18 protein-coding genes and 4 pseudogenes are annotated in these 21,015 nt (G+C 67.0%); 10 read left to right on the plus strand and 12 right to left on the minus strand.

Going from position 1 to position 21,015, the window contains the following annotated elements; genetic code table 11:
• Positions 1–157: 157 nt before the first annotated feature.
• On the minus strand, positions 158–955 hold the full coding sequence (locus tag B0293_RS40970; protein ID WP_005166587.1) for a hypothetical protein: 798 nt from the start codon (positions 953–955) through the stop codon (positions 158–160).
• Between the two features lie 316 nt (positions 956–1,271).
• On the opposite strand from B0293_RS40970, the gene B0293_RS40975 reads away from it, so the two are divergent.
• Entirely contained in the window at positions 1,272–2,015 is a 744-nt protein-coding gene (locus tag B0293_RS40975) for a polysaccharide deacetylase family protein (protein ID WP_052014611.1), read from the plus strand.
• An 82-nt stretch (positions 2,016–2,097) separates the two neighbouring features.
• Here the strand turns inward: B0293_RS40975 and B0293_RS40980 are convergent, their stop codons facing one another.
• Positions 2,098–2,640: a GNAT family N-acetyltransferase gene (locus B0293_RS40980; RefSeq protein WP_039919642.1), complete on the minus strand. Its 543-nt coding sequence runs from the start codon at positions 2,638–2,640 to the stop codon at positions 2,098–2,100.
• Between the two features lie 153 nt (positions 2,641–2,793).
• Between B0293_RS40980 and B0293_RS44570 the strand changes: the two are divergent.
• Positions 2,794–3,021: pseudogene (locus tag B0293_RS44570) on the plus strand (histidine kinase dimerization/phospho-acceptor domain-containing protein); the annotation flags it as partial.
• 118 nt (positions 3,022–3,139) lie between these two features.
• Positions 3,140–4,003: an ATP-binding protein gene (locus tag B0293_RS44575; RefSeq protein ID WP_245192135.1), complete on the plus strand. Its 864-nt coding sequence runs from the start codon at positions 3,140–3,142 to the stop codon at positions 4,001–4,003.
• Positions 4,004–4,388: 385 nt separating this feature from the next.
• Here B0293_RS44575 and B0293_RS40995 read toward each other — a convergent pair whose 3' ends face one another.
• Positions 4,389–4,856 carry a hypothetical protein gene (locus B0293_RS40995; protein ID WP_005166579.1) on the minus strand — a complete coding sequence of 156 codons (468 nt, stop codon included), beginning with the start codon at positions 4,854–4,856 and terminating at the stop codon, positions 4,389–4,391.
• Between the two features lie 361 nt (positions 4,857–5,217).
• Here B0293_RS40995 and B0293_RS41000 point away from each other — a divergent pair, with 361 nt between their 5' ends.
• Positions 5,218–6,870: a hypothetical protein gene (locus tag B0293_RS41000; RefSeq protein WP_005166578.1), complete on the plus strand. Its 1,653-nt coding sequence runs from the start codon at positions 5,218–5,220 to the stop codon at positions 6,868–6,870.
• A 424-nt stretch (positions 6,871–7,294) separates the two neighbouring features.
• On the opposite strand, the gene B0293_RS43410 is transcribed toward B0293_RS41000, so the two are convergent.
• A complete protein-coding gene (locus B0293_RS43410; RefSeq protein WP_143254760.1) occupies positions 7,295–8,257 on the minus strand; it encodes a hypothetical protein in 963 nt (320 codons plus the stop codon).
• Here B0293_RS43410 and B0293_RS41010 point away from each other — a divergent pair.
• Positions 8,243–8,536, plus strand: a complete 294-nt coding sequence (locus B0293_RS41010) for a hypothetical protein (RefSeq protein ID WP_005166576.1) — start codon at positions 8,243–8,245, stop codon at positions 8,534–8,536. The genes B0293_RS43410 and B0293_RS41010 overlap by 15 nt on opposite strands.
• A 541-nt stretch (positions 8,537–9,077) precedes the next feature.
• Here the strand turns inward: B0293_RS41010 and B0293_RS41015 are convergent.
• Together B0293_RS41015 and B0293_RS41020 are read right to left on the minus strand one after the other, a co-directional pair.
• A complete protein-coding gene (locus B0293_RS41015; RefSeq protein ID WP_005166575.1) occupies positions 9,078–9,821 on the minus strand; it encodes a DUF4386 domain-containing protein in 744 nt (247 codons plus the stop codon).
• Between the two features lie 19 nt (positions 9,822–9,840).
• The gene (locus tag B0293_RS41020; protein WP_005166574.1) at positions 9,841–10,557 is read right to left on the minus strand and encodes a DUF4386 domain-containing protein; all 717 of its coding nucleotides are present in this window, start codon (positions 10,555–10,557) and stop codon (positions 9,841–9,843) included.
• Between the two features lie 334 nt (positions 10,558–10,891).
• Here B0293_RS41020 and B0293_RS41025 point away from each other — a divergent pair.
• Positions 10,892–11,065, plus strand: a pseudogene (locus B0293_RS41025) (DUF397 domain-containing protein); the annotation flags it as partial.
• Between the two features lie 117 nt (positions 11,066–11,182).
• Here B0293_RS41025 and B0293_RS41030 read toward each other — a convergent pair.
• Positions 11,183–11,749 (minus strand): hypothetical protein, encoded by a 567-nt coding sequence (locus tag B0293_RS41030; RefSeq protein ID WP_025584567.1) that lies wholly within the window; start codon positions 11,747–11,749, stop codon positions 11,183–11,185.
• A gap of 34 nt (positions 11,750–11,783) precedes the next feature.
• Positions 11,784–12,248 (minus strand): hypothetical protein, encoded by a 465-nt coding sequence (locus tag B0293_RS41035; protein WP_143254761.1) that lies wholly within the window; start codon positions 12,246–12,248, stop codon positions 11,784–11,786.
• A 290-nt stretch (positions 12,249–12,538) separates the two neighbouring features.
• Here B0293_RS41035 and B0293_RS41040 point away from each other — a divergent pair, with 290 nt between their 5' ends.
• Positions 12,539–14,065 carry a carboxylesterase/lipase family protein gene (locus B0293_RS41040; RefSeq protein ID WP_005166568.1) on the plus strand — a complete coding sequence of 509 codons (1,527 nt, stop codon included), beginning with the start codon at positions 12,539–12,541 and terminating at the stop codon, positions 14,063–14,065.
• A gap of 70 nt (positions 14,066–14,135) precedes the next feature.
• Here B0293_RS41040 and B0293_RS41045 read toward each other — a convergent pair whose 3' ends face one another.
• On the minus strand, positions 14,136–16,172 hold the full coding sequence (locus B0293_RS41045; RefSeq protein ID WP_005166567.1) for an AfsR/SARP family transcriptional regulator: 2,037 nt from the start codon (positions 16,170–16,172) through the stop codon (positions 14,136–14,138).
• Positions 16,173–16,767: 595 nt separating this feature from the next.
• On the opposite strand from B0293_RS41045, the gene B0293_RS41050 reads away from it, so the two are divergent.
• The gene (locus tag B0293_RS41050; RefSeq protein ID WP_039919639.1) at positions 16,768–17,052 is read left to right on the plus strand and encodes a hypothetical protein; all 285 of its coding nucleotides are present in this window, start codon (positions 16,768–16,770) and stop codon (positions 17,050–17,052) included.
• Between the two features lie 426 nt (positions 17,053–17,478).
• Here B0293_RS41050 and B0293_RS43415 read toward each other — a convergent pair.
• Positions 17,479–17,619: pseudogene (locus B0293_RS43415) on the minus strand (IS256 family transposase); the annotation flags it as partial.
• 559 nt (positions 17,620–18,178) lie between these two features.
• Between B0293_RS43415 and B0293_RS41060 the strand changes: the two are divergent.
• Together B0293_RS41060 and B0293_RS41065 are read left to right on the plus strand one after the other, a co-directional pair.
• Complete coding sequence (locus tag B0293_RS41060) at positions 18,179–19,405, plus strand: homocitrate synthase (RefSeq protein WP_005166559.1); 1,227 nt, start codon at positions 18,179–18,181, stop codon at positions 19,403–19,405.
• Positions 19,406–19,425: 20 nt separating this feature from the next.
• Complete coding sequence (locus B0293_RS41065) at positions 19,426–20,094, plus strand: L-threonylcarbamoyladenylate synthase (RefSeq protein ID WP_005166558.1); 669 nt, start codon at positions 19,426–19,428, stop codon at positions 20,092–20,094.
• 286 nt (positions 20,095–20,380) lie between these two features.
• On the opposite strand, the gene B0293_RS41070 is transcribed toward B0293_RS41065, so the two are convergent.
• Positions 20,381–20,653, minus strand: a complete 273-nt coding sequence (locus B0293_RS41070; RefSeq protein WP_005166557.1) for a GlsB/YeaQ/YmgE family stress response membrane protein — start codon at positions 20,651–20,653, stop codon at positions 20,381–20,383.
• Between the two features lie 40 nt (positions 20,654–20,693).
• Positions 20,694–21,015 (minus strand): annotated as a pseudogene (locus tag B0293_RS41075) (alkaline shock response membrane anchor protein AmaP); the annotation flags it as partial.

Raw genomic sequence — 21,015 nt, forward strand, 5'->3', positions numbered from 1 at the left:
CACCTCGCCCCTTTTTGCCCGCCAAAAACAGATTCGCGGCCGAATCCAGCCGTTGATGACAACGAAACGCGCGCTTCCACTCAGACGCCGGATCTGGAGGCCCGATGAACGACCATGACAGCGCGCTGCCCTGGAATGTCTTCGCGGACCTGGTTCGTCAGGAGCATTTCCAGGTGGCGGGCAGCCAGGTCTGACCGTCCGCCGAAGCGCGCTGCCCGGCGAGCTCGTCGGTCTCCGTTACCACTCGAACCCTCCGTTCGGCGGTGATGTTTCCGAGGAACGTGGCCCCTCGCCACACACCCAGCTCCCGTTCGGTGCCGCCGACCGGGGTGTACGAAGCGACCATCAGCCCATGGGAGTTGACGCTCCTCGGAGTGGGGCGGTCCTGTGCCTCGTACCGGTGCACCAGACTCCCCGTGGTGTCCCACTTGTGCAGGCCGGTGTAGTCCCCGAACGCCTGGCCGAGCGCGTAACCGCCCTGGAAGACCTGGACCTGGAGGTTGGGCGAACCGGCGAGCCCGCGGGTGGTGCCGTCCGGGGACCACACCGAACCCTTCTCCGTCACCACGCTGCCCGCGTTGTCGATGCCGATCGCCACATCGTCGGCGATGATCCGGTAGGCGCCCGGCTGGCTCCGCTTCCACACGACGCTGCGATAGGGATCCGGGAACTTGTAGGCACTGCCGACGACGTCACCCGAGTCGTTGATCGCCGTGGCGGACGTGACGGTTCCCGCAGGGGCGGGAAGCGTCTGGAACGAGCCGTCGCGGTACACGAAAGCCGAACTCGAACGCCCGTCGTACCCGACGATCTCGCCGCTGCCGTTGACCCCGGCAACGCTGATGGACGTGCTGACCGGCGCGTTCACGGCGACGGGCTGGCCGTTGTGCCAGAGCAGCACCCTTCCGTCGGGCGCCTGGCCTGCCAAGTAGCCGTTCGAGCCCGCGGCGCTCACCGACCCGCTCGTCACACCCGCCGGCAACGGAAGATACGACGGCGTCCAGGCGCATTGATCCTGAGTTCGCTCCTGGGCCAGGGCCGGCGACGACGCCATGATCCCTCCCCCGACGAGGATCACGCCGACGACCGCCGCTCTTACCAGCCGCGCTCGAAACTTCAACCCCATTGGTCCCTCCAGTAAAAAGTTCGATCTTCATACGGAGCACGTCGCGAACCACACGAGGTTGCCCCGTCCTCGCGGTCGTGACCTATCCGTGATGAGCACGCCACCTGCTTCCACCGGAGGACGGGTGATTGGCCATGCTGGCCGGATGCGCCTCCTCCCCTCTTCCCCGCGTGGTCGCAAGGGCGTGGTGATCGGCCTGATCGTCGCGGTCGTGCTGGCAGCGTCGGCCTACGGCCTCGACTTGCTGGTCAACGCACGGACCTTCCAGTTCTACGGCGGCCTCACCCACCGGGTCGACGTGCCGGACAAGGTCGTGGCACTCACCTTCGACGACGGGCCGGATCCCGCGGGCGCTGTCGGGCTTCTCGACAGCCTGGCTGCCGCAGGGGTTCCCGCCACCTTCTATCTGACCGGCCGGGAACTCGAACGAAACCCGGACCTCGGCGCGAGGATCGCCACAGCAGGCCACGAGGTCGGCAACCACTCCTACTCCCACGGGCGAATGGTCTTCGTGTCCGCCGAGACGGTGGCCACCGAGATCGAGCGCACCGACGCCCTGATCCGCCGGACCGGCTACCGCGGCGAGATCACCTTCCGGCCGCCCCACGGCAAGAAGCTGCTGGCCCTGCCGCGCTACCTCGCCGATCACCGGCGTCGCACGATCATGTGGGACGTCGAACCGGACTCCTACCCCGAGGTGGCCGCCAGTGCCTCCGGCATCGTCGAGCACACCGTCGAGCACGTCCGGCCAGGCTCGATCGTCCTGTTGCACGGGATGTATCAGAGCCGGGCCACGACCAGACAGGCAGTGGTCCCCCTCGTCGAGCGGCTGCGCGGACTCGGCTACCGCTTCGTCACGGTGTCGGAACTGCTGGCCCGACGGCCCTGATGACCATCCCCTTTCCAGAAGTGGACGCGGTCATGGTTCCAGGCCTTTCCCAACCTCACTCTGAACAGGTTGGGAGGAGTGCTCATGGCGTTCCGGGACAATGCTCTGAGCGGAGCAGACCGTAGACGAGCACATCGACATACTCGCCGTGCAGGAAGGACCTGCCGCGCATGACCCCTTCCCGGCGGAACCCCAGGCGTTCGAGGGCTTTCTGCTCGCCGAGGTTACCGCCATTGGTGAGGGCTTCGATTCTGTTCGCGGTCGTGCGGCCGAACAGGTAGTCCACGAGCAGCCTCTGCGCCACCGTGCCCACCCCCTGTCCACGATGCTCGGGTAGCACCCCCACGCCGATCTCGTAGGTGACACCCGAGGGGAAGCCGCGGGGCTTCCAGGTGGTGATGCCGATGACCGTGTCGTCGGCCCGCGCGATCGCGACCGCCGCGGACTCGGCGGAGATGTACCCGTCGATCTCCCATCGCTTGCGACGTGCCCTCGGATCACCGAACCCGGGCCAGTCGAACTCGCCGAGCGCATCAGGATCCGCGCAGAGGCGGTCGAGAAAGGAGAGGTCTGCCTCGGTGAACGCCCTCAAGTGGACTTTGTCCGGGCGGTTCGCTGGAGTCATGGAGGCCACAGTATCGCGCCCGGAACATCACCCGTCAGGAAGTGAACGCCTTGTGATTGCTTTACCAGGGCGTGTTCTCCACCGAGCTCGACGGCGCGACGAGGCCGTGCCCGCGGCGACCTCGGGGCGCGCACCGAACCGAAGGGCGCCGACGAACTGGCCGAACTCACCATGACCGTCAACGACATGGCCGAGTCCGTGCAGACGTCGATGACCACGATGGAGCGGATGCGCAATGACGCCAAGAGGTTCGCCGCGGACGTCTCCCACGAATTGCGTACCCCGCTGAGCACCCTCACCGCGGTGGTGGAAGTGCTCGCGACCACCACGGACGGGATGGAGCCCGATGCCAGGGAATCCGCGCAACTGGCCATCACCGAAACCCACCGGCTCGTGAACCTCGTCGAAGACCTGATGGGGATCTCCCAGTTCGACGCCGGAACGGCTCAGCTACGGCTGGAGGAATTCGACGTCGCCGACGCCGTGCACCGCTGCCTGCGTGCTCGTCGGCAATGCCCTGCGCCACGGTGCGCAACCCGTCCGCGTGCGCGTCTCCACGTCCGCCGCCAAGGTGTACGTCGAGGTGACCGACCACAGCCGCGGGCTCTCCGAAGAGGTCTTGCCGCACGTATTCGATCGCTTCTACAAGGCCGACACCGGGCGCGCCCGTACCCCTGGCAACGGGCTCGGCTTGGCGATCGCCAAGGAGAACCCCCGCGCGCACGACGGCGACCTCGACGCGTACGACATCACGGGCGCCGGCGCCCGCTTTGTCCTCGAGCTGCCCCCGGAATCCGGAGGCCAGGTGAAACTTCTTCGAGCATTGGCCGCTTGCTCGCTGCTCGCGGGCTGCGGCGTGAGCCCGGACGGGCCGACACCCGGCGGTGACGCCCCGACCGGAGTCGCGCCCGGCGTGACGCTGTACTTCGTCGACGCGCAGCAGCGCTTGCAGCCCGATGAGCGCAGGAGCGGCAGACTGGGTTCGATCGCCGACGCGCTCGCGCTACTGTTCAGCGGAGCCGCTCCCGGCCAGGGCCTGCACACCGAAATCGCGCTGTCCGCGCTCCCCCCGGGTCACGGTGACGACCGAACTCGAACTCATCCAGCTCAACCTTCCCCTGACGCGCAGAGAGGTGTCGCCGTTGGGGATCGATCAGATCGTCTGCACCGCGCTCGGCGTCCATGTGCAGGGCGGCGGTGCGCGCACAGCGAAAGTGCGGCTCGGATTCACCATCGGGACCACCGAAGCGGACGCGTCGCGGACGTGCCTCTTGATCAAGTAAACCGACCGAGTGGGCAGGAGATCGCCACCGACACTTTCGGATCGCGTCGCTCTTGTACAAGCATCGTCCGCACAACCTGACGAGGTAGCGTTCCAAGGCTGGCGGGCCAAGCGACAGAACCCGGCATTCGCGAGCCCGAGAGGCGTTCGAGAGGTCTGAAACAGTCTTTGTTCGGCATCACTCGACACCGTCCGACACGCCGAGGTGCCGACTCTTGATCAGCCGGTTGCCGACTGCCGATTCGCAGGCTGAGGGACTGTCCCTACTCGAATATCATCGTCTTGTCGTTCAGCCACCCTGAGCTCTCACACCAATTTTCCTGGAGCAGATCTGGAGCACAGCGCCGGTCACAACTGCACCCAACGACGCCGAACCGCATCGAACAGCCAACAACTACGCCAGCCGACCAGCGGGTTCTCGATAACCGCAGGTCAGCGCTCCGCGCGTACCTCACTGGCAGCGAGGTCACTGCACTGTGAGCTGCCAGTCGAGGACGATGGCGATCTCATGGAATGCCGGGATGACTGTGAAGTCCAGCAGGCTCGCTGCCGCCCCGATGTGCAGGAACACGCCGTCGCTACCAGGAAACCAGATCATCTCGGTCGAGTCCCCTGCATCGAATTCGATGGCCACGTCGCCGACCCACCACGAATCGCCATCGACCGCTCCCAAGAACGACGCCAGCCCGTCAGCTTCGGTGTCCGATTCAAGCTTCCCCAGGGGCCTGGCCACCCGTGACCGGCCTTCGCCGGTCGCGGTGGCCACGAACCTCAGAAATCTTTGCTTCTCCTCGACGCCAGCGGCTTCCGGCCACTGCACCGCCAGCGACTCGAAGGTCGGAGGCACGTCAGCCTGGGCGACGAAATCTGGTGCCATCTCGGCGAACTCGCCGGGCTCATCGCGGAAGACGATCACCTCGACCGGGTCACTCATATTTTCCTCCAGACCCGGAAGACCCGCCTGGCCGTCCGCTTCTTACCCGTGTGGATGTGCCATCGCCCCACATGCCGCGGTGTGCACCACCCCCATCCCTCACGACGACGAACGCCATCGACGCAGTCTCGCCTCGGCCTGTCGGGGACCGGGCGTGATCGAGAGGTTTGACCCGCCCGACCGAGCCGTTTGATCGTCACGACCACACGTGGTCGTTACATCACCGTCTGAGGTGAACCTCACTCTTGCCAAGCGCCGCCAGGTCCCGTAAAGACACTGCTCATAGTCATTCCGGAGCCAAATTGAGCAAACCGCTCAACCTTCCGGACGGCGCACCTCACCCCACCCCGGCAGGAGATCCGTGAATCAGTACGCCCCAGCTCGCCCCGCGGACCCGGATGAGCTTTCGCGCCCCACGCACCGTCAGTGGCGAAGACCCGGTCTGGTCGCGTTGTGGCTGTTCGCGGTCGTCCCGTTCGGGCTGGCTCTGTTCACCGCCGTGCGAGCACCGAAAATGCACGTATTGCTCGATTACTGGCATGTACTGGCGAAAATCACCGACGACAACGGCGATCTGCTGCTCGGTCAGGTGTTCACCTACCACCTCGATCAGCCCTTCGTCCTGCCATCACTGCTGTTCTGGGCCGACGCGGCGTGGTTCGGCGGGGACAACCGGATCCTGACCATCCTCACGGTGCTGCTCATGGCCGGAATCGTCGCCTGCCTGTACTCGATGCTCCCGGAATCCCTGTCCGCCACTACGAAATCCGTCGTCCTGGCAGGCTTCTCGTGGTTACTGTTCAGCTCCCACGCGGCCGAACTGTGGTTGCAGGGCACCAACGGGATCAGCTGGATCCCGGCGGTCTTCTTCTGTGTGCTCGCGATCGCCTGCGCGCACCGCGGCAAGAGCTGGATAGCGGGGGCCGCCGCGGCGCTGGGCTGCCTCAGTTTCGGCGCCGCACTACCGATCTGGTTCGTCCTGGCCCTGATCGCCTGGCTGCGCAAGGACTCCCGCCTACGCGTCCTGATCCCCAGCGGGATCGGCATTGTCGTTGTCGCGGCGTGGTTCCTGACCAAACCCTCCGATCAACACTCGCTGGCCACATCGGCATTCGACCCCGACGGCAGGCTGTCCGTCCTCGCCGCCGCACTCGGTGGGCTGTGGTCGGCCGACATCGCCGTCGTCGCGATCATCGCCGGCGGGCTCACCATCGCCGCACTGATTCATGTTGCCCGCAAAGCGAATCCACAGGTCGCCGGCTGGATCGCAGTCGCCACCTACGCCATCCTGCTCGCAGGCATGCTCGCGATGGGCCGCACGACCGACCAGGTCCCCGGCGGCAACGTCGGACTGATCAGCCGGTACGTCATCATCGGCGCACTCGCGACCAGCGCCCTGCTGGCCTTGACGGCGATCAACCGTCCACAATGGCCACTACGGCAGCTGATCGTCGCCACCGTGACCGTCGCACTCGTCACCCACGCCATCGGCGGCGCCAAAGCCGATCGCGTCCGAAACGACTACGGCCCCCTCAACCTCGCCGCCACCGCCCTGCGCGTCGACGCACCCACCGTCCTCGACACCTTGCACATCCAGCGCGCCGCCGCACCCGCCGCCCGATCGCTCGGCGCCTACCCCTTCAACGACACCTTCACCCTCGGCTGCGGCGGCCCCGAACTCGGCAGCCACCTGCCCACAGCGGCGCCACTCCCCGGCGGCACGGAACCCGGGGACACGCGCGGAGAAATCGGCACCCCGCTGACCGGGGACACACTCCTCAGCGGCTGGGCCACCATCGGCGGAACGAGAGCTGACTGCGTCCTCGTCGTCGACCAGAACGACATCGTCATCGGCGGCGGCCTCATCGGCCTGCCGAGTTCGGTCGCCAAGACGAAGACCGCAGCACCGGAAGGAATGGCCTGGCAAGCAGTCGCCCCCGCCGGAGCCACCATCGGAGCAGTAATCGCCTTCAAGACAGGTACGTCCTACCGACTGCAAACGCAGGAACGATGACAGGTCAACGAACCCGCAAACGCTCGACCTCGGCTGCCAGGCGCACCGCCTGAACTGACCGCGTCGATTCCACAATGCCCAGTGTGAGAGTGAAACACGGATCACCCCCAGCCGACCTGCCGCCACACTCAGCTTGTCCAGCTATGGAAGCAAAGAACTCCGGACCTACTGAAGTCCCCACAGCAGCGGTTGTTACAAAGTGCAGAAAGGCTGCTACGCCACCAACCGGCCCCGCAGAAACTTCTCCTACTATCGGCACACCGGAGCAAACGGAGCTCAGCCACGATTGACGCCAAGGCGAAATTGCCGCCGAAAGGGTCAATATCCCCGCAGGTCGGCAACGATATTGACGTGGTGGGCCGGGTCGGGCTCGAACCGACGGCCAAGGGATTATGAGACCGCAGCTCCGGCATGTCATCCAGTGTCATTGGATGTCAAATACGGAAGACCCCCCGTCGCAGGCCCGTTCACCTCCACGAGCCCGCGCCGGTGCCGAACTCAGAAAGTTCCCCGAGCTTCCGGGAACGGAGCTCCTCTCCGGTCGTGCGGGGGCGTTTCCCTGTGCGGATCCGCGTCCGGTACCGGCCCCGGCCAGGGTCGTGCAGAGGTAACCGGTGACGCGGACGAGAAGACCACGCAAATGCGGAAGCGCGATCACGAAGGCATGAGCTGGCCGGTAGCCGACGGTGAGGTCGCCGTGTTCGCATGGGCCGGTGATGAAGACGAACTCCTCGTCCGGGTCCGGCCACGGCACCGACCACAACTCCGTACCGTCGTCACCGCAGACGTCAGAGTTCTGGCAGACCTGCTGTTTCCTGACCTCGGCAAGGGCAGCGTGAAAAGACTCCAGAGCGGCGGCCGGAATCGCGAGACCACGCCCCGGCCACACCCTCGGCAGGTGGTAAGCGGTGTTCGGGGCCGCGTCGTCGGCCGCATAGCCGAACGTGACCGCCCCGACCGACACACTCGCGTGCCAGCGATCCATCTCCCAGGTGGTGATCGTGACCATGGCAGGCAGCAACCTCGATCCGAGACACTGGATTTTCATGGGTTCGCGGCGCATCGTCGCGCCCGCGGCCGCCGGAGAAGGCACAGCATGTTCGACGAAACCCAGCGTGCCGTAAACCTCGCGCCGACATGAAGTACTTGCAGGACCTAATTGCTGTCGTTTCGCGGGTGTTCGTGGTGATCCTTTGATCTCCACCGGCCTGCGTGCAGGCACGGCTCGTCCGGCCGTAGCCGGGCGCCGGCGACACGGCAGCGACGACACGGCGCAGATCACGGTCCACGGGCGCAGATCCCGATAATCTGCCGTTAACCTGAGGTTCAGCTTCGCTTCATCGAATGCGGTCACCACATAAGGCGGGTACGCGTGCACGACGAACATTCAGCACAGTTCGACCCCTGGTCGGTGGCCGACCTCGCCGCCGACCCAGCCTGGAAGGTCACCCACGCGGGCACCACCGGTCAGTGGCTTACCGCCGAGCGGATCATCGAGCGAGACGAGGGCCGGTGGCTCATCGGACTCACCCCGGTCCTTCCCGACGCCGTCGCCCTCATCCTGTGGTCCGACGGAGAGGTCGTCGAACACCTTCGGGGCACCGAAGCCGAGACCTGCGCGACAGCGCACCGATTGGTCAGGCAGATCCTCGCCGGATCCGGCTGAGCGCGGCCGAACGGGCGGCACCGCCGAGGAACCCGGAGTACCGGGGTACTCGGGCACTGCGTCCACGCTCAGAGCCTTGGCGGAGGAAACCTCTGAGTGGAGAACCTGCGCGCATCGACACGGAACACTCCTACCCGTTCCCGCAGCTTCCCGGGGTGCCACCGCTGGCACCGGTCTGGGCTTGGGTGCGTGTCCGGCTGGCGCACCTGCGGAAGACCACCGCCCGGGACGCCGAGCTGCTGGCGACCAAGCTGTCACCAACGCTTACCTGCACGCCACCGGCCCACGAGCCCTCCGCCTTCACCTACCCGCCGGCAGGCCGATGATCCGCCTCGCAGTCCACGACGCCTCTCCGCACCTTCTACCCCACTTTCACGATCCCCACGACGATGCCACCTCGAAGCCAGGACGCCGAGGTCTGCTGCTGGTCACGACGGTGGCCACCGCCTGGGGTGTGAGCAGTTCGCCGCTGCGCAAACGATGTGGGCGGAGATCTCGCTGGTCTGACCGCCACCGATGACGGCTCGTGATCCTGAGCAGTTCAGGCGTGGCCGGGGAAGGTGAATCCCTTGACGAACAGCCAGATCGGCAGGACCACCTCGAAGACGCCGCCAGGAATCAGCGCCACGAGCCCGACGCCTTGGGTGACGTCCACGACGCCGAACAGGTCGAGGACGCAGCCGGCCAGCAGTGTCGGGTAGCTGACGATGCCGAGGACCGCGATCCAGCGCGGTATGAGCCTCGATCGGTAGAACAGGACGGCCATACACAGGCCCGCCGCGGTGGTGACCAGATAGATCAGCAAGGTGGCCACACCGTGCTGCGCTTTCAGTGACACGCCGAGACTCGCCGACGTGGAGGCGTCGATCGTGCCGTCACGCAAACCGGCTCCGAGCTCGATCACCATCAGCGGGATGGCCAGGTAGAACAGGCTCGCGGCGAGTTCGGCGACCCTGAACCCGACATGTGCCAGCGCCAGGGCTTCCCCATGGCGTTTCACCAGGGGGAAAAGGAGAACCGCGATACCCACCACCCCGAACTGCCCGCCCAGCAGAACAGCGCCGATGGCCAGCGCGCCGGTGTGCGTGGACGCGCCGGTCAGGAAGTCCGAGCTGTTCAGGACCCCGGAGGTGAGCGAATCGGCGAAGATGAACGCGACAGTGGCGATGAGAAACAGGAGTCCGATGAGGACCGCGGTCTTGCGGGTAGACGCTGTCGTCGGTCCGCTCGGCCGGGCAACCGGACCGGTTGCCGGAGGGGTGACCGATCTTTCGGGTGCGGCCATGGGAATTCTCGCTCTCTATTCAGTTGGAGGAAGCGGTCGACGTGACCCGGCGGCCCCGGATCACGAGCCACAACGCCAGGAGGAACTCACCGGGGAACGTGTAGGTGGAGACGTCGGTCCAAGCACCCGGGTAAAGCATCACGCCGAGACTGTCGATCACATAGCCGAGCCCCGCGATGACCAGCAGGACACCCAGGAACCTCGGCACATAACCCGATCGGTACGCCAGGTAGCCCAGGACGAGCAGGTGAACACCGAACAGACCGAGGGAGACCATCCACAGATCGCTGAACGCGGTGATGTCCAGCAGTGCTTGGGCATTCAGCTGATCCGCGCTGAACACGCCCAGGTAGGCGTCGTCCGCGAGCAGGCGGAGTGGCCCGAGAAGCTGTCCGATCGCGACGAGGAAAACACCCGAGTACACGAGCCTGAACGCCGCCGCGACCATCGAGAGACTCCGGTTCACCGGACTGAACACCCGGTACAGGCCCCACGCCACGACGACGTCGAGCGCGATCACCATGACAAGACTGACGATCCCGAGGCGGAAGAGCCCGGCGGACTCGGTGATGTCCCGTGCCGTCTGTGCCGCGTCTCCCCGTGTCACCAGCCCGTCGACCGCGACGAACTTGCCGAAGCCCGCCAGCACGGACATGAGCAACAGCCCACCACCGGCTGTGAGGCTCGCGGTGCGGATCGGCCGCTCGGTCTTCCTGTCGAGCGAGGCGGATGACATATCCGCGGCCTCCTTGGGCATCGGCGGAACACTGCCAGTGCCGCCGAGGTCCGGAGCGGATGTCCGGTGCGCCCATCGAGCCGTCAGACCGGGCGATCGCTGCCGGCAAGCCGTCGTGGCCGAAGAAAGACGCGTCATCAGGCTAGACCTCGATGATGGGGGCTGAACAGGGCCGGATGAGGCCGAGGAGCGCGGGATGGCGGAAGCCGGGCCCCTTGGTCCGACCGGCGAGGCAGGAATGTTGACGCATGGACATTCTTTGCTCGGCAGGGCAGGCTGAGCATCCGCGTGCGACGTCCCAGCCCCCGAGGCCGCGCTTCAGGGATGGCACAAATCGACCTACACCCACTGGGAAGAGAACGCCTGCGTGGAAATCGGGGCCCATGCCGGGATGGTCGGCATCCGAGACACCAAGCAACGCGAACTACCCGACGCGGCAAGGCCCCTCCTCGTCGTCCCGGACGCCAGTTTCACCGCACTACTCCAAAAGCTCGGCCGACAGGGCTGACCGAGGCGTCGCGGCGACGAGGTCGTCGGCGTACCTGTGACACGGCAGCCGGGGGCACACCCGGTTAGGGCCTGCCCCCGGCTGCGAAACACCGCGCTCAGCCGAGTCGGTTCGGCCTCAGCACGGCTGTACGGTGGCGACGAAACTGAAGGTGGTCAAGGCCGCGCCCGTTCTGGTGCCCGCTTCCGAACCGTCGGTGTCCCCGACGAAGGACCAGCCACTGACGAAGCTGTCCGTGACCTGACCTCCGAACGCGTCGACCGCGTGGTCGGTGTCGCGGTAGCGGATTTCCTCATAGCCGCCCCGGCTGACGCTCCGGACGCACTGGCCCGGTGGCGCCACGTAGATCAGGAAATCGGGCGATGTCCCGCGCGCGTGGGTGAAGTCCGACTTCGTTTCGATCGCGTCCATGAAGATCCGGACCCGCAACCGATTCGTCCCGACCCCCACCAGCGTCGCGCTGGCGAAGACGTCCGGACCGTTCCCGTCGAATTCGGCGTCGCCCCCGACCCGCGGTGGGATGTAGCGGTTGTCCACCGGGATCCGTTTGGCCGGGATGACCACCGACGCGAGCGTGCCGACTCCCCCTTGCCCCGCCGATCCAGGTGCCGCGACAGCGGGCGGCACGACGGCCAACCCGACAACGGCCGCCACCGCACCGATACTGATCACTGACTTTCGCATGGCATTCTCCCCTTATCCCTGTTTCCTTGCCGGTCTAGGGCCAGTTTCCGTCGATCCGGTTCGAGACATAGGTCGCGCGGGTGCTGTTGGTATCGGTGTCGATCAAGGCGACCGTCGCGCGTACCTCGTCTCGGCCTCCCTTGTCTTCGTCGAGCCGGACGCCGGGCACGACCGCGTCGAAATCCCCGCTGAGCCCGAATCCGGCACTCGCCCCCAATTTGGTGAGCGGGACGGTGAAGAGGAACTCGACGAGCTTTCCATCGTCGTCACCGCGGATCCAGACAACGAACGGGTCACCGAAGTCGTCGATGTACTCCTGGGCTTCTTCCAGGCCGATGTGCACATCGATGCCGACGTGAACGGCGAAATTCCCGTTGCTGATCCGGTCGATCGAGAAGCACACGGTGCTGTTCCCAGGAAAGTTGCACTTCTGTTCCGCGGACGCCGGCGCCGCCGCCAAGCCGGTGGCACCGACGAGCCCGGTCACCGCGACCAGCATCGGCACGAGCCGACGTCTGACGCGCCCCCGGGGCCTGATTTCCACAGTTCGCCGATCGAGAACGGTCTTCCCGTTCCCCATCCCATGTTTCATGATCCGCTCCTTCGCTGGAGGTTCCAGGCTGACCGGCGTTCACCGTGGCAGGGTCGGTCGACAAGCCGTCGACATCTGGTCGACAGTCCTTCACCTGAGCGCCGGAGCGGGCCGAACGGATGAATCGAATAAATGACTGGTTCGCACCTTGCCGCGGCGAGGATGATGCGCGGCATTGCGCCGAGGAAGGAAGTCTGATGACCGTCGCCGCGTCCAGACCGGAAGTCCGCTTGCCAGCTGGAAAACTACGTGGTGGCTGGGAGACTGGCACCGCGGTCTTCCGTGGCATCCCGTTCGCCGAGCCGCCGGTCGCCGCGCTGCGTTTCGCCGCACCGCGGCCGACACGAGGCTGGGACGGGGTGCGGGAGGCCGTGTCGTTCGGCCCGCCGCCCCCGCAGGCCGGTGCGTTCGGCATGGACGCGCTGTCGCGGGGCACCCCGGGCGACGACTGGCTGACGATCAACGTCTGGACGCCCGACCCCGGCCGGGACGGGGGACTTCCGGTCATGGTGTGGATCCAGGGCGGCGCCTACGCGATCGGCACATCCGGCCTCCCCGAATACGACGGCGGACGGCTCGCCCGAGACGGTGGCGTCGTCGTGGTGACCTTCAACTACCGTGTGGGGATCGAGGGTTTCGCCCAGATCGAGGGGGCGCCCGCCAATCGGGGCCTGCTCGACCAAGTAGCCGCGTTGGAGTGGGTGCGCGACAACATCCTGGCCTTCGGCGGCGACCCTCACCTGGTCACGGTCTTCGGCCAGTCCGCGGGCGGCGGCTCGGTCGCCGCACTGCTGGCGATGCCGCCCGCGGCCGGGCTCTTCCACCGGGCCATCGCGCAGAGCGTGCCGGGAACGTTCTTCACGACGGCACTCGCCGCCGACATCGCCGCCGCCTGCGCCACCGAACTCGGGCTGCGTCCCACCGTGGCCGATCTGTCCACAGTGGATCCGGCCCTGCTGGCCGCCGCCGGCGACACTGTCACCGCCGAGATCGGCGAATGGGCACATGCCTGGGGCCGGGCCGCGTACCGGACGATCCCGTTCGCGCCCGTCGTCGACGGGCACGTCCTGCCCGTTACCCCGTGGCAAGCCTTGGCCGACGGAGCGGGCCGCGACATCGAACTCCTCGCAGGCCACACCCGTGACGAGCAACGGCTGTTCACCGCACTCGACGGCACGCTCGGCCAAGTGACACCCGAGCAGGCGACGACCGCGTTGGAAGTCTTCGCCCCAGGCCCGGACGGCGCGCGCCGCTACCGCGACCGCTTTCCGGACGCCGGCCCGGATGACCTGTACGAACTGGTCAACTCCGACTGGCTGTTCCGGATGCCGACGCTCCACCTCACCCAGGCCCAAACCACGGCAGGCGGCCGCGCCCACCTCTACGAGCTGACCTGGCCCGCACCCGGCATGGGCGGTGTGTTCGGCGCCTGTCACGGTCTCGACGTGCCACTGGTGTTCGGCAACCTCGACAGCGGCCAGCCCGCCATACTGCTCGGTGAGAACCCCTCAGCCGAGGCAGAAGCACTGTCCGCCCGAATGCGCACAGCCTGGACGGCGTTCGCCACCCACGGCGACCCCGGCTGGCCCGCCTACGACACTGGACAACGGCTCACACAACTCTTCGACACCCGACCGGCCGTCACCACTTACCCGGAAGAACCCTCCCGGCAGATCTGGCACGACCACACCTTCTCCGCGCTGCCACTGATCGACCGACGGTGACGTCGGAGGCCGCCCGACGCTCTCTTCGGCGAGCGCACCCGACAAGTCCTCAGCGGGTACCTGTGAGCCCTTAGCGTTGCAGAGCCGTTGCCTCCGCATAGCGCTCTTGGCAGACGGCGACCGCGGGCCAGTGCGCCAAGGCGAGGTTGTGCTGGATCGCGGTGCGCAGATGACGCGCGGCCCGTTCCGGGGCGCCCATGGCCATCGCCGCGACGCCCAGTGGGTAGTGAGCCGATCCGAAACATGCGACGGCGAGGCTGGCCATCACCGGCAAGTCGGCGAACGGTCTGAGCAATTCATACGCTCTCGCCGCCGTGTCGGCGTCACCCAGCCGGTAGGCGGCTTCCGCGACGCCGTTCATCGTGACCATCCAGGTGCTCGATCGGGGCAGTTCCGCCAGATCGGAGCCGACCAGCCTGGCGAGTGAGCTCGCCGCCTTCCGCTGATCGCCCACCACCGCGGCGGCCGCGGCCCGCGCCGCGAAGTACGAATTGTCGACGGTGGACAGCGTCGACGAGTGCACGAGCTGGTCGAGCAGTGGCAGCACCTCCTCGAGCCTGCCCTGGTACCACCGGATCGCGACCAGATGCGCGCCGTACCAGCCCATGGCGTCGGCGTCACCCACGGTCTCCCCGAGTTCCGCGCAGGCCTGCGCCTGTTTCTCCGCCTCGTCGAACCGGCCCGCCCGGATCGTCAGCATCACCTCGAGAGCGTTCGCCACGAAATGAGCCGCGAGGAAATCGTCCTCGGCGAGAGCTTGCCGCAGTTCACCCAGCCGCCGTTCGGCGTGCGGATGGCCGGCGAGGAACAGGTCGACGGTGTGCCACACCAGGCCCATCAAGTGGTCGCCGCGACGGCCGGTGCGGGCGCTCTCGCCGATCAGCTCCCGTGCCAGCGTCTGTCTCAGCTGTCCGTGGTCCGGGCCGAGCAGACAGTGGTGTGCGACGCTCAGCGCCTCCGCGTGTGCCACCGGATCATTCGCAAGCCGGGTTTCCTCCAGCACGGCAAGGATTTCCGAGTGGCGAGACTCCCGGTAGTCGACCTCTCCCGCGAGCCGCACCCGCAGCCGTAACGCCAGCGGGGACTCCGAACCGACCGCGGAAAGCGCGTTTCTCAACCGGGCCTGCATCTGGTGGATGCCGGTCGCCGTGCGATGTTCGTGCACCCACAGACCGGACAGCCCCAGCATCGCGCGCGCCAGGCTCTCTCCGTCGCCCGCCTGCTTCGCCAGGTCGTAGGCGGCTTCGAAATGCTGTCTGCTGGTCCGCAGATCGCCTTTGCCGAGAAGAGCGTCTTCGCCGGCGGCGAACGGCCCGGTCTCGCCGGTTTCCGGAGCCAGCAGTTCCTTGTCCTGCGCGAGGATTCGCCGGTGAATCACGGTCAACGCGAGCGAAGGCTCGACTCCGGACTCCTCGAGCAGGAGCAGCCGCGCCCGCTGGAACGTCCGCAGGGCGTCGGCCTGCCTGCCCGCGCGGTACAGGGCCAGCATCAGCTGTTCCCACAGCCGTTCGTACCCGGGATGAGCAGTGGTCAGCGCCTCCAGTTCCGCGACCAGTTCCCGCCCTCCCCCGGTGGCCAGGTTCGCGGCGATCCGGTCCTCCACAGCGTTCTGGCGTAGTTGCGCCAATCGGATCGACTCGGCGTCGAGGGAGGCGATGTCGGAGAATTCGTCGTAGGCGGGACCACGCCACAGATTCAGCGCCGCGACTAGCCGTTCGGCGGCGACGGCAGGCTGACCGGCGTCGAGCGCTTGGCGCCCAGCGGCCGCCAAACCCTCGAACCGCACCGCGTCGATCACTTCGGGTTCCAGCCGCAGGAGGTAGCCGGGAGCCCGGGTCACGATCAGATCGCCGCCAAGTGCCTCCTCCGCGGGCCGGAGGTACTTGCGCAGCCGGGAAACATAGGTGCGCACGGTCCGGTCGGCGTCGTGCGGGGCGTGCGGGCCCCACAGTTGTCCGACCAACGCGGCGACACTCACCGCACGGCCACCCCCGATCCCGAGCAAGACGAGCAACGCCCGCAATTGTGGGCCTCCGAGGTCGAGCACCTTGCCGCCGACCGCGACCTCGAACGGACCGAGCACCCGGAAGTCGACGCCGTGCGACATGTCGCTCACACAGCCCCCTTGACCAGAACGAACCCTTCATCCTGTCCGACAGGAGCAACGCGCCAGAGCTCAGATACCAGATGCCTCCACTCTGACCACCGAGCCGAAGCCGATGTCGCCTTTCACGGCACACCCACCAGGACATAGCGTCGTTCACCCGATCCCACGACGATCTGCTCGGCCTGTGCCGGGCGCCGTCCGCGCGAACAACAGGCGGTCGCTGAACCGTGAACATTTCCCGCATCAGCTGGAACACAATTCACGAGTCAGCCCTGAGCCTGCCGGTGAACGAGAAAAGGATCCGCCGTCCCGCCACGGAAACTATCTGTCCGCAGCCGGACACGAGGTTTCGTGAATCGCTTACTCTTTCGAGTGGCCGAACTCGGCGGATTCAACCCCAGCTACACCACCTACGGCTACACCCCCAGCATCATCTGCGTCTCCTGACCCGCACAACACCCACAGACCCACCCGACTGTGACCGGACACCCCCGGACCACGGGCGTCCTCTCACAGCGTGACCGGATACGGCAGCCGGCGGCGCCCCGCGCTTCCGTCTTGCGGGAGCGCAGGTCACCGGATCGGGTAATCGACCGTGCTCGCGGCCTGCACCAAGATCAGGATCTCGACCCGCCTGCATGGTGAAAGGATTTTCGTGCACATACTCAAAAAGGTGTCCGTCGCCGTCCTCGTCGCAGGAGCCGCGTTCGCGACCGCACCCGCGGCGCGGGCCGCCACGTCCCACGACGACCACACCCCTGTCGATGCGGCGGCCGAAGGCCTACCGCTCGTCGGAGACGTGATTGCCAGAGGCGTCGACCTCAACGAGATCGTGTTCGGCCTCGGGCTCCAGGGGACTTTCGCCACGCCACCGAAGTAGGCCATCCCACCGGTCAGCCTTTGCCCCGCCGGGACTGGCGTGGCCACCCCTCACCACGGCCGGAAGCGTGCATCCGGATAAGAATGGCCGCCCCGGGCTGAACCGGTCTTTCGCGGTCCTGGTCGACGGGACTGCTCGCGTTCGCCGTGGGCCTGCTGGTCTTCTATTGAGGGGGAGGGCAAAGGTGCCCTGTTCGCTTACCGGCGTGTCTGCTTGGAGTGTTACGAAAGCCTCTTTCGCAACCTTCAACGTTGCGAAAGAGGCTTTCGCAACACCGCTGACCCACCAGGCCGTGCCGAGCCAAGGTGCGCTCGCCACCTTTGCCTTACCCCTCAATACATCACCCAGGCGCGCCGTCGGTTCTGGCCCACATTTCGTGATCGCGGCCCCGAGTCCATCTCATGATCGGTGTTTCCGGCGGTTCGGTTAGTAGGTTTCGGCTCCCGGACAGCGCTCACCGAATGTGATGGCGAAGGCTTTGATCACGGGCTTCCAGCGCATCGTCCATCGGGCGCGGCCTGTTCCGGTCGGGTCCAGGCTGCGGGTCACAAGGTACAGGCACTTCAGCCCGCGACCTTGGGGCGACACCGTCGGCGGTACGGCCGGCCGGGCGACCCGGTAGAAGAACCGTTTGCCGATCTCGATGAGGACGAGGTAGCCGGCGACCATGATCGCCAGCGCGCCGTAGAGGGCCAGGGGCAACGGTTCGAACCCCGGGGTGCCCGCTGGTGGAGTGGCGGGAAGTAAGGCGCCGATGGTGACCACACCGAGGGCGGCGAGGCTCAAGGGAAGGATTACCCGCCCTGAACGACGGTGGCGGCTGGAGAGGTCACGTGCGGCAGATCCTGACCAGCGGGGCCGGCAACGAGGACGGGAAACGCCCGATCGGATGACGCCTGCGCCAGAGGAGACGTCAGCATCCAAGGAACTATCACGCAGTGCTGAGCACAACCCCGTCTTCCGGCGGGTTATTTACGGAGCCACTCCCGCCTAGGTGACGGTTCGTCACCGCAATAGCTTCTACACGCCCCGTGCTGTGAATCGGCACTTTGACGTGGGCCTATCGAGCCCAGTTGACTTTGCCTTCGTTCCGGGAACCTGTCCGGACTGCCCGGGGAGGATGGGTATGCCGGATCTGGTCAGAGAATCCGCGCTGGACGGCCGGTTGGTGCTGTGGGAGGAGTCGGCCCGCGATGGCGCCCAGGGCAAAACCCTGATGAGCGCGGACTTCCGCGTGCGGCTGGCTCGGGAGCAGGGCCTGATGTTCGGTGCCGACGGGCCGAGGCACGTGGTGTTCGCGGCCGGATTCCCCGCGGTGTGCGCGGACGAGTTCGCCGCCACCCGCCGAGTCGCACTGGAAACGGCCGGATCCGTGAGCCCCGCCGCGGTCTGCCGCGCCACTCTCTACGATGTCCGGCAGGCCTGCGAAGCGGTACGGGGTGCGCCGAACGCGCGGGTGATGATCGTGGTGCCCGCGTCCGACGAGATGGCCGACGCGATGGTCCACCGCCCCGCGACCGAAGCTCTCACCGACGCCGCCATGCTGGTGCGCGCCGTGCGTGACGGCGGCAGCGGCGTCATCCCGGACGTGTGTTTCGCCGACGCACCCCGCGCCGACCTCGACGTGATGGCCGGCGCGGCCGGCACCTTGACCGCGGCGGGCGCCGGAGTGATCGTCGTCGCCGACACCACCGGCGATCTGCTCACCGAGCGCTGCGCCGAACTGTTCCAGGGCCTGCTCGACCGGGTGGGCGAGGACGTCGTCCTGGCGTCACACCTGCACAACGACCTCGGACTCGGCCTGGCGAACACCCTCGCGGCGGTCCAGGCCGGAGTCCGGGTCGTGTCGAGCTCGTGGCTCGGCGTCGCCGAGCGCAGCGGCATGGTCGCCACCGAACAGATCCTGTTCCTGCTCGCCCACCGCACCGCCGAACTGCTGGGCGAGGCCGCCCTCTGGCACACCGCACCTGACTTGACCAGGATTCCCGCGATCGCCCGCTCGGTGTCGGCCGAGATCGGGTTGCCGCTGACCGTGACCACGCCAATCGTCGGCACCGGGGTCGGCACGATCTCCACCGGTACACCGTTTGTGCGGCCGAAGACGTTCCAGCCCTACGACCCCGCGCTTCTGGGCATCGAGCCGGTCGTGGTGCTGACCCACCTCGCCAGCGCCCGGGTCGTGCGCGCCGTCGGCGAACTGGCTGGTCTGGTACTCGACCCCGCGGAGACGGCGGCCGCCCTGGAATGGGTGAAGTCGGAAGCGTTCCGCCGCAACGAAGCCGTCATCCCGGTGGAGAACCTGGTCGGGTTCGTCGACGGGTTACGCGCGGCCGCGCCCGTGGCGTCGGCGTGACACCGCCGGATCCGGCACTCATGGACGTTCGTGCGGCCGCTGACGCGCTGCGAGCGGGCTCGGCCGTCGTGTTCCCCAATCCGTACCCGTTGACCTCCGTGGTCGCTGCGACGTCGCCCGAGGTCGTCAACACCGCCAAAGGCCGCCCTGCCGGCCAAGCCGTCGCGCTGTGGCTGGTCGACGACGAGCGCTGGTCCGAGTTCGCCGGCGCACTCGATCTCGACGACGCCACCTGTGGACTCGCCCGTGACCTCCTGGTGCACGAACGGCTGACGCTGTTGCTGCCGCTGACGGCCGACAGGGTGCCGGACTGGGCGTTGCCTGCCGACCGCGACGGCCATGCCCTCGTCTTCGGCGCCTGCTGGGATCCGCTGCGCCCGATCCTCACCGGCATCGGACCCCTGCACGTAAGCAGCGCCAACCGGACCGGGCATCCGCCGGCCGCGTCTCCCGCCGAGGCACGCGCGATGTTCCCACCGGAAGTCCACGTCCTCGACGCCATCGACGGCTCGCCCGTCATCGGGCGCGCGGCGACCACCACTCTGCGCGTAAGCCGCAACCACGGGCTGAAGCACATCCGTCCTGGTGCTCAGGACCGCCCTCACCGCGAGCCCGACGCCTACCTCGCGCGCCTCCACACCATCTACGGTGCGACAGGAGCACCGACCAACGCGCCGCGGCTCAAGTGAGGGGTCAGTGGCACTCCAGGTTTCCTAGCACCTACCCAAGACTTCCGCAGGTGTCCGACGCGTGATGGAGATTGGTCCATACGCGCGCCGACCACGGTCTTGCCGAACAGCGATGCGTAGTCGAAGTGCGCCACAGTCCGGTTGTAGGTATCGCCGTCGGCCTGGCTGTTGCCGCCCTGGTCGATGTCGTCCAAGCACGCTCCGGGCGGACCGCGCCGCGTCCAACCGGCACACTTGTCGGACGCGGCGCGCCACACGGTGCTGAGCCTTGCGGGCTGAGGGATGGTCAGGCGTGCGAGCGGCTCTTGCGGCCGGTCACCTTGTTGTAGATGACCAGCACGATGATCGCGCCGATGACCGACCCGATCCAGCCGGCGGGTTGGAAGCCACGGAAGCCGACGGTGAGCAGGCCGAACAGGAAACCGCCCACGACTGAGCCGACGACCCCCAGGACGATGGTCCGCAGCAGGCCGATGTCGTCCTTGCCCGGCACCAGCGCTCGCGCGATGAAACCGGCGATCAGGCCGAACAGGATCCAGCCCAGAATGGTCCAAAGCATCTCTTCACCTCGTGATCGATCGTGGACAGGTGCTCGCGCCCTACAGTGCGCGAGCGCCCGCCTTGGTGGAAAAACGGAACTCGACGGTTGTTGGCAGCGTGTCGAGGTCGAGTGCTTGACACAGCCGAGGAAGACCGTCGGTGTCGATCCGATGGCGGATCTCGGTGAGATCGCCGCCCTGCTCGGCGCTGATCACCAGCGCCACAGCCGGTGTGTCGCGGGTCCCCGCGAGCGTGGCGTGCGCGGCGTGGACGCCGGGGTAGGTCGTCACCTCGCTGACGAACGGCTCGATCGCGGTGCTCGCTGCCAGCTCGGTACGACCGGCGTCGGGATCGTCCTCAATGAGCTTCCCCCGGTTGTCC

Origin of the sequence: Amycolatopsis azurea DSM 43854, assembly GCF_001995215.1 — a bacterium.
GTDB classification, from domain to species: Bacteria; Actinomycetota; Actinomycetes; order Mycobacteriales; family Pseudonocardiaceae; genus Amycolatopsis; species Amycolatopsis azurea.